Annotated in this window: 6 protein-coding genes; 1 reads left to right on the top strand and 5 read right to left on the bottom strand. The window is 51.8% G+C overall.

Translation table 11 applies throughout. The features are described from left to right. Positions 1-159 precede the first annotated feature (159 nt). Positions 160-858, bottom strand: a complete 699-nt coding sequence (locus AAE484_RS17265) for a hypothetical protein (protein ID WP_341939685.1) — start codon at positions 856-858, stop codon at positions 160-162. A 348-nt stretch (positions 859-1,206) separates the two neighbouring features. Further along, a complete protein-coding gene (locus tag AAE484_RS17260) occupies positions 1,207-2,034 on the bottom strand; it encodes a glycoside hydrolase family 11 protein (protein ID WP_341939684.1) in 828 nt (275 codons plus the stop codon). Between the two features lie 493 nt (positions 2,035-2,527). Between AAE484_RS17260 and AAE484_RS17255 the strand changes: the two genes are divergently transcribed. Next, positions 2,528-4,663 carry a hypothetical protein gene (locus tag AAE484_RS17255; protein WP_341939683.1) on the top strand — a complete coding sequence of 712 codons (2,136 nt, stop codon included), beginning with the start codon at positions 2,528-2,530 and terminating at the stop codon, positions 4,661-4,663. Positions 4,664-4,670: 7 nt separating this feature from the next. Here the strand turns inward: AAE484_RS17255 and AAE484_RS17250 are convergent, their stop codons facing one another. The 3 genes from AAE484_RS17250 to AAE484_RS17240 form a co-directional block, all read right to left on the bottom strand. Then, complete coding sequence (locus AAE484_RS17250; RefSeq protein ID WP_341939682.1) at positions 4,671-5,036, bottom strand: DUF1622 domain-containing protein; 366 nt, start codon at positions 5,034-5,036, stop codon at positions 4,671-4,673. 148 nt (positions 5,037-5,184) lie between these two features. Beyond that, positions 5,185-5,649, bottom strand: coding sequence for a GNAT family N-acetyltransferase (locus tag AAE484_RS17245; RefSeq protein WP_341939681.1), 465 nt, complete (start codon positions 5,647-5,649; stop codon positions 5,185-5,187). 75 nt (positions 5,650-5,724) lie between these two features. Beyond that, complete coding sequence (locus AAE484_RS17240; RefSeq protein WP_341939680.1) at positions 5,725-6,591, bottom strand: serine hydrolase domain-containing protein; 867 nt, start codon at positions 6,589-6,591, stop codon at positions 5,725-5,727. Positions 6,592-6,728: the final 137 nt, after the last annotated feature.

Below are 6,728 nucleotides of genomic sequence, written 5' to 3'. Positions count from 1 at the left end.
CAGGATGGCCAGGATCTGACTGTCGGTAAAACGTGACTTCTTCATGCAGAATCTCCTCTGGGGATAGATTACGAGAAAATTCTACTTATGAGTACCCTTAATTTATGGGAGGATTACCGTCCAACGCGTCTTTCACAAGCATCCTGTTCACCGTGGGTATCACACCTCCACACCTTCAACAAGATTTGCAAACCTCCCGTAACATGATAAAAGCTCGCAGTCCTCGCTTAATGGACTTTCCGAAAATAGTTTGCTCAGCCCTACCCGACCGATTGGATAATAACTTTCCATTTTATCAATTTCTTCAAAATAAGGCTTCAATGCTTCGCGCGCTTCATTCGCCGCACTCACACTGCTCTTTCGTAAGAGCATTCTTTCAAGCGCCTTCCTTTCATTATTGATTTTCTCTAGCTTCTCCAGTGAGTCGCGCAACAATTCAGGAGTAATAAAATTATCCAGGTAAGCCAGATTCATTCTCCCAATACCGCCGGGACAAAGACGCGCACTCTCACTCACTGAAAGTTGAGACAGTTCACGCTGGAACTCTTTAATGCCGGCTTTACCTTCACCGCCGCACAGGTCAAGTGAACCTTGAGTTTGAAAACAGCCTGTATGCGAATCGGACTCGGGAGCATCGTTGTGCGAGCCATTGAGCGCTCCAAGATGAAACAGCTCCATCACGATCAACGCCAGAAGGATAAACGCCGTCGCTAAACCCAATGCGCCACTAAGCAGCAACGTCCTTTCAGGCCCCAGACTTCCTTTGACGAGCTCTAGAGCGACATTTGCGAGGGTTAAGACGACAGGAAGAAATAGTAATATATAGCGGGACTTTGAATCAGTGATTTGCTTGGTCATAAAAATTCCTTTTTATTACAGGCTATCTAAGGTTCACAGTGGCTTAATCGAACAACCTTTGGGCAGGTTCCATCCGCCAACGCAAGGGCATTCAAACATGTGACCTGCGACTAATTCAAGGAACTGGATCACAATACCGCGGCCGGTCTTCCCAAGCCGAAATCGCCTAGCCAGAAGTACTGTTCAATCAACTGCAGCTTCTGGCGCAGATAGCGACTGCCGGGCAATGGCGACTGCGGTCCGCCCGAGAGCAAAGGGGGTATCGGGATCAGCCAGCTCCTTGAGCGCGAACGCCGGACACATTAGCCCGGCGTGAACACTCAAGGACGAGTCTTTCTCAATTGAAGCCTACTGATCGGTTGCGTCCCAGACCTGGCCAGAGGCGGTGCCGTCCTCTGCCGGGTTGAAAACCTCCACCGCCATCACCTGATAGGTGGGGTCATCACTGGCATTCAGGTTGTCCATGTCCGGAATGATCCAGCCGGTATCGGCCCAGGCCTGGACGTGATCGGCAAAGATGATTTCATTCTCCTCTCCCAGCGGGCGCTCTTCGGTCGGCTTGCTCCAGTACTGGTAGAAGGTGGAGGGACCGTTGATTGAGGGCTTCTCCTCCCGTATTGAACGGTAGGTGGAATACTCAACCCCATTGCTGGTGAAGGTTTTGCCGTAGGTACCATCCTGACTGGGATCGTAGGTCCAGCGCTGCAGAATATAGTATTCCACCAGGTGCTCCGGGTTTGAGGTCGACATCTCCTCATCGTAGCCCCAGCCATAGACGGTAATGTAGCTCGCGCCGCTATCTTCGTCGAAACGGTAGCCAATGACCCGATCTTCGTCACCATAGTGCCAGCCCGGACCGCCCACGTAGTTGTAGCCGCCACCTTCCCAGCTGACGCTGAAGGAGCCATCGGTGCTCAGGTCCAACGAGGTCGAGCCGCCGTCCTTCCAGTGCGTGAAGAAAAAGTCACCCACATGGCCCGTGGCGTGATTTTCGGTAATGAGCGTGTCTTCGGAGAACTTTTGAGTGTATGCCTCAAACTTGTCCAGGCCACTGACGGCAGGGGCCTCAGTCGCCTCATCGCCGGTTGTTTCTGGTGCTTTCTGCTCCTCTGTACAGCCCACGAGCCCGCACATGGCCAGAAAAACGGCTGTCGTCATACGGAAATTGTTATTCAAACGGGTACCCTCCAAATCTGTTCAATAGCCCACCCCTTCAATGAATACAGGGGAATCGGTGATTTTATCATATAGTCATTATGACACTTTCCAATTAAAACACTTCTCAGCCCCAAAGCCAACGTCCCATTGCTAAAGCAGCCACACACTTTAGAAAATAAGCCAAATTCTAAGCATAGCCGATACCCTGGGCCAACTATTCCCTCAGGATTTCTTGCGTGAAAACTCGCCATGACAACCGCTCTAAAGAGACAAGCTTCGGTTGCGGCAACGCAGCAGGCCACAATGGGGAGCGACAGGTTGAAACTGTGGGCACTCACGTATGCCATCCACATGACTGGAGCGGCACCACATATAGCATTTTGTTATAAGAAAAATTCTTGCCTGCGCTGAATTTGGTGTTCAGTTATGGTACTTTTTCATCATCCGATATGCTTATGATTTCCATAAATTATTTGTAATAACTGCCTAGAAAACCAACAAGGATTCTTTTATGCAGGTAAGCAACGCACTTTCTCTTATCGCCCTTGCGCTGACTCTTACAGCATGTGGCGGAAGCTCTGGCAGCAACACTGTTGGCGACGGCACCTCCAGCACAGCCCAAACCAATAGCTCCGACAGCGACGACGCACAATCCTCCAGTTCAAGCTCAAGTGTGCCTTCCGACGGCAAAGACCCCACGGCCACCATTTTATTCCCGACAAAAACCTCAAGCACTGATCAGGATAAAATCACGATTCGGGGGGTCGCTTCCGATGCTTCCGGGATCAGTACGGTTTATGTAAATGGCCACAAAGCAACATTGGTAAGTAGCTCATCAAATGACATCCCCACAGAAGAGGCCTGGCAAGTTACATTGCCGTTGAAGGGTGGCGACAACACCTTCACCGTGGACGCAACAGACAGAAGCGGAGACACCACCACATCAGCGGACCAGGTGTCCGTAACCGCCAGCTCGCTACAAATTCCCACCAACTTCAGCTTCAACCCCGACACTCAGACATTGTATGGGTTTGCGCCACACGACATCGTCGATTTTGATTTGAATTCAAAACAACAGAGAGTGCATGTTGAAAGAGATCACCTTCCGATTAGCGGCTGCTTTCATACCGGATCCTCCAGCTACTATTATCTGAATCCCGCCAACTCGGATCATTTCGAGTTATATCGAGTGGCGATCAACGATGAATCAACGGCTGAGCCAGTCATGGAGGGTTATTTTCCGATCGATCAAGATTATGCAAGCTTTACAACAAAATTGGTTTGTGATTCACACCAAGATGCGCTTTATTTTCTGGTGAATCACAGCCTGTCTTTACAAGGAATTGATCACTCAAAGATCTATCGCCGGGTATTGGGCACGAATTCGGACTGGAACCTTCTCTACGAAACAGAAGGTAACTCACCCGTGATTACCGATATGGTTACCGGCCCAGAATCCATTATTGCCTACTCAAGGGCCCAAAAGAGAATTGTCGCCATATCGAAAGAGGGTGGCTCATCAACAACGTTGTTTGATAACTATTTTTCCTTTGTTATTAACATCGCCTACGGCTCGACCGAAAATGATGTTTATTTGACGACGTTCGACGGCATCGACCATGTCAACATTCCTGAACAAAGTATCAGTACGATTGGCGAAGTGACGTCTGACGACCCGCTAGATTTTTCGCAGCCAGGTTCTACCCACCTGGACCCAATAAATCACCGGTTTCTTATTGGTGACAGCGACTATGACAGCATCATCGCTATTGACCAAAATACTGGAAATCGATCCGTCGTTCTTAGTAGCGATATGGGTTCCGATTCCAGGATCATCGCCATTCGCGATATAATCCTTAATCAGAAAGAAACCTATGCTTATATTATGGACGATGGAGGGAACGCCTCTGAGAAAGTATTTGAAATAGATATGACCACCGGTGATAAACGACTTATCGGAGACATCAATAGTCAGGCTAATATAAGGGGAGGGAGTCTTGAGCTAGATGAATCGAACGAAGTGTTGTATGCGGCGACAGAAGATTCCGTCTATCGTATTGACTTTACCACGAATGCGACAACGACCCTCGCCTTAGCCGATATCAACCAAGGAGAGGTTTTCTCCTCAATCTCTGCTATTGCTTTAGATAAGGAAAGCGGCCAGCTGTTTATTTCAGACGCTCAACAGGAGAAGATTGTCGCTCTCAATGTTAATACGATGGAAACCACACTGGTAGCGGGCGAATTCAGAGGGGAGGGGCAGGTTTTCTCGGATATCAACGGGCTGGTTTTTGACCCAAAAACCAATACTCTATATGCCAGTAACCAGGGCCACGGAAACGTTCACAAAGTGGACCCGGAAACAGGAGACCGCACAGAGTTCGCAACAACCTGCGCCCCCTCTTTGATAGCAGGAGAGCCCGACATGATCATGGACCTCAGTTTCGATTCAGCTCTCAACGAACTACTGTTACTCGGCCACCGGGTTACCCGCATCAACGTCACCGACTCGACTTGTGACTATGACAATTACGGCTTCCTGCTATCTATTGAGCCCCTGCCAGAGAGTCGCCTACTAGCCGGGGCAGGCGGGGAGCTTCGTCTGATTGATGAAGAAACCGGCGAAACAGTGGTGATCTCCCAATAACCCTTCGTTAGGATTTATCGTTGGACTTTTTGTCCTGCCAAGGCCATCTACCGTACATCTCCACCTCCAGCGTAAAGCTGAGGAACGTACGGATCAGGACGACAATGGCCAGTCCTCCTACCGTCTCGAAAGTAAGCTCTACCGCGACGGTGTATATGATGTCCGCTGCCACAAGGAGCTCTAGCCCGAGCAAAATGCCCCGACCCAAGGTTTGGCGCAGATCCTGGAAGACGACGCTGGTTTTGGTTTTTTTTAACAGACTGACCGCTGCACGACACAAGGCGTACAGCGTAAACAGAGTAATTATGCCGATTCCGATGGCTTCAATAAGCTCAGCGCACCATGAGGCAAAAGGCGATATAAAGCTATCCATGTTAACTCCTTCCGCATCAGCGGACACACTCTTGACGATTTCCAGCCTTCCGGGAATGACCTGAGATCACACTCGCCTGCCATGCGTCCTGGACTCCGCCACCCCAAAACTCAGGATACCCGACGAACAGGCCTCCTAGCACGACTTATTAGGAGGCAATATCCTTGGACATCACACTCACCGTCACGCCTTGATACTCACACTGCTCCAAAAGGCCCCAGCCGAGTTTCTCATATAGCGTAGCTGCAAATTCTGTGTAGAGATACCAGGTATTGACACCTGACTGAGCGGCCTCGCTCTCACATCGAGCGATCAACGCTGAAGCGATACCCTGGCGCCGGAAGCGCTCTTTTACATAAACGGAAGCCAGCCAAGGGAACAAGTCCGGCCTGGTTTTCATATCCTGTTGAACCAATGCCGCAGAACCGATCAGTTCGTCCCCTGAAACTGCAATAAATATTGACGGAATACCCTCTCGCCCTGCTGCATCAGCAATGGCTTCGGCTCGCATTTCCAGGGTAAGCGACGGATTAAAGTGGCTCCACTCCGCGTGATGAAGCTCAGCCAACTCCCGAACAAACTCTTTATGATCGGCCAGAGGGACAATTTGCATAGTTTCTGCCTCTTAATCGCGCAAGCAAGTGAGTGGCTGGTCAGGCAGCCGACCGCAACAACAGGGGCGGGCCCATCACCGAACCGCCGGGATAATGTGCTTCTCAATCAGTTTCAACTGCTGCCGCAGGTAGCGGCTGCCGGGTGATGGTGGCGTGGGGTCTGAAGTCATCACGACCGTCAGCTCCAGGGAGGGAATCACGTACAGCAGCTGTCCGCCATAGCCGCGCCCATAGTAGCCTTGCTCCCCACCCAAAGAGCGGAGAAACCAGCCATAACCGTAGGGATCGTCTGTATAGGCCGAGTTACCCCGCCCCGTCCAGGACTCCTTCACCCAGCGCTCCGGGAATACACGATGTTCCCCCACCGTCCCGCCATTGCGGTACAGCTCGCCGACCTCGATCAGAACCCGGGGAGACAGCCGCATGTTGTTGCCCCCGAAGTAGACGCCCTGGGGATCACGATCCCACGCTGGAACGGTAATTCCCAGAGGCTCGCCCAACCATTCCCGCGCGAGCGCCAGCGTACTGCGCCCGGAGGCCTCGGTCAGCGCGGCCGACAGCAGGTGGCTGCTACCGGAAGAGTACAGCATTCGACCGCCCGGCTCGGCAACAAAGGGTCTAGTCAACACATAGTGGACCCAGTTATCACTGCTGACCCAACTTCCATAGTAGCGCCCGGAGGTACGCTGCAGACCGGCCTGCAGAGAAAGCAAATGCCCCAGCGTAATGCGCTCCACACCCTCGGTAGCCGACTCCGGCACCCGATCCCCCAGCGGCTCCACCACCGGCTGGTCGGCACCCTCAAAAACGCCGTCCTTAATAGCGGCACCCACCAGAGCGGCCAGCACCGTCTTGGACAACGACTTGATATTGACGGGCGTATCGAGGCCGCCACCCTTGAGATCCAATGCTACAAGCTCGGTGCCCTGATGGACAGCCACGAGCGTATGTAGCCGAGGTAAACCTCCGGCGTCGCTCTCCAGAGCTACCCGCCAATCATTCTCGTCTGCCTGGCTGTAGTGGTCAACTAATTCCGGACAATAAGTTAGATGGATTTTCCGCTTTTGCCGGTGGCACG

The sequence above is a fragment of the Marinimicrobium sp. C2-29 genome (assembly GCF_038419845.1).
Taxonomy (GTDB): Bacteria; Pseudomonadota; Gammaproteobacteria; order Pseudomonadales; family Cellvibrionaceae; genus Marinimicrobium.
The sequence above is the reverse complement of the archived record's forward strand: the minus strand, read 5'-3'. Positions and strand labels throughout refer to the sequence as shown.

What these genes read in the sequence shown, in the direction of transcription:
- AAE484_RS17265 (WP_341939685.1), bottom strand. Translation starts at nt 858, where the DNA reads ATGACCAAGCAAATCACTGATTCAAAGTCCCGCTATATATTACTATTT.
- AAE484_RS17255 (WP_341939683.1), top strand. Translation starts at nt 2,528, where the DNA reads ATGCAGGTAAGCAACGCACTTTCTCTTATCGCCCTTGCGCTGACTCTT.
- AAE484_RS17250 (WP_341939682.1), bottom strand. Translation starts at nt 5,036, where the DNA reads ATGGATAGCTTTATATCGCCTTTTGCCTCATGGTGCGCTGAGCTTATT.
- AAE484_RS17245 (WP_341939681.1), bottom strand. Translation starts at nt 5,649, where the DNA reads ATGCAAATTGTCCCTCTGGCCGATCATAAAGAGTTTGTTCGGGAGTTG.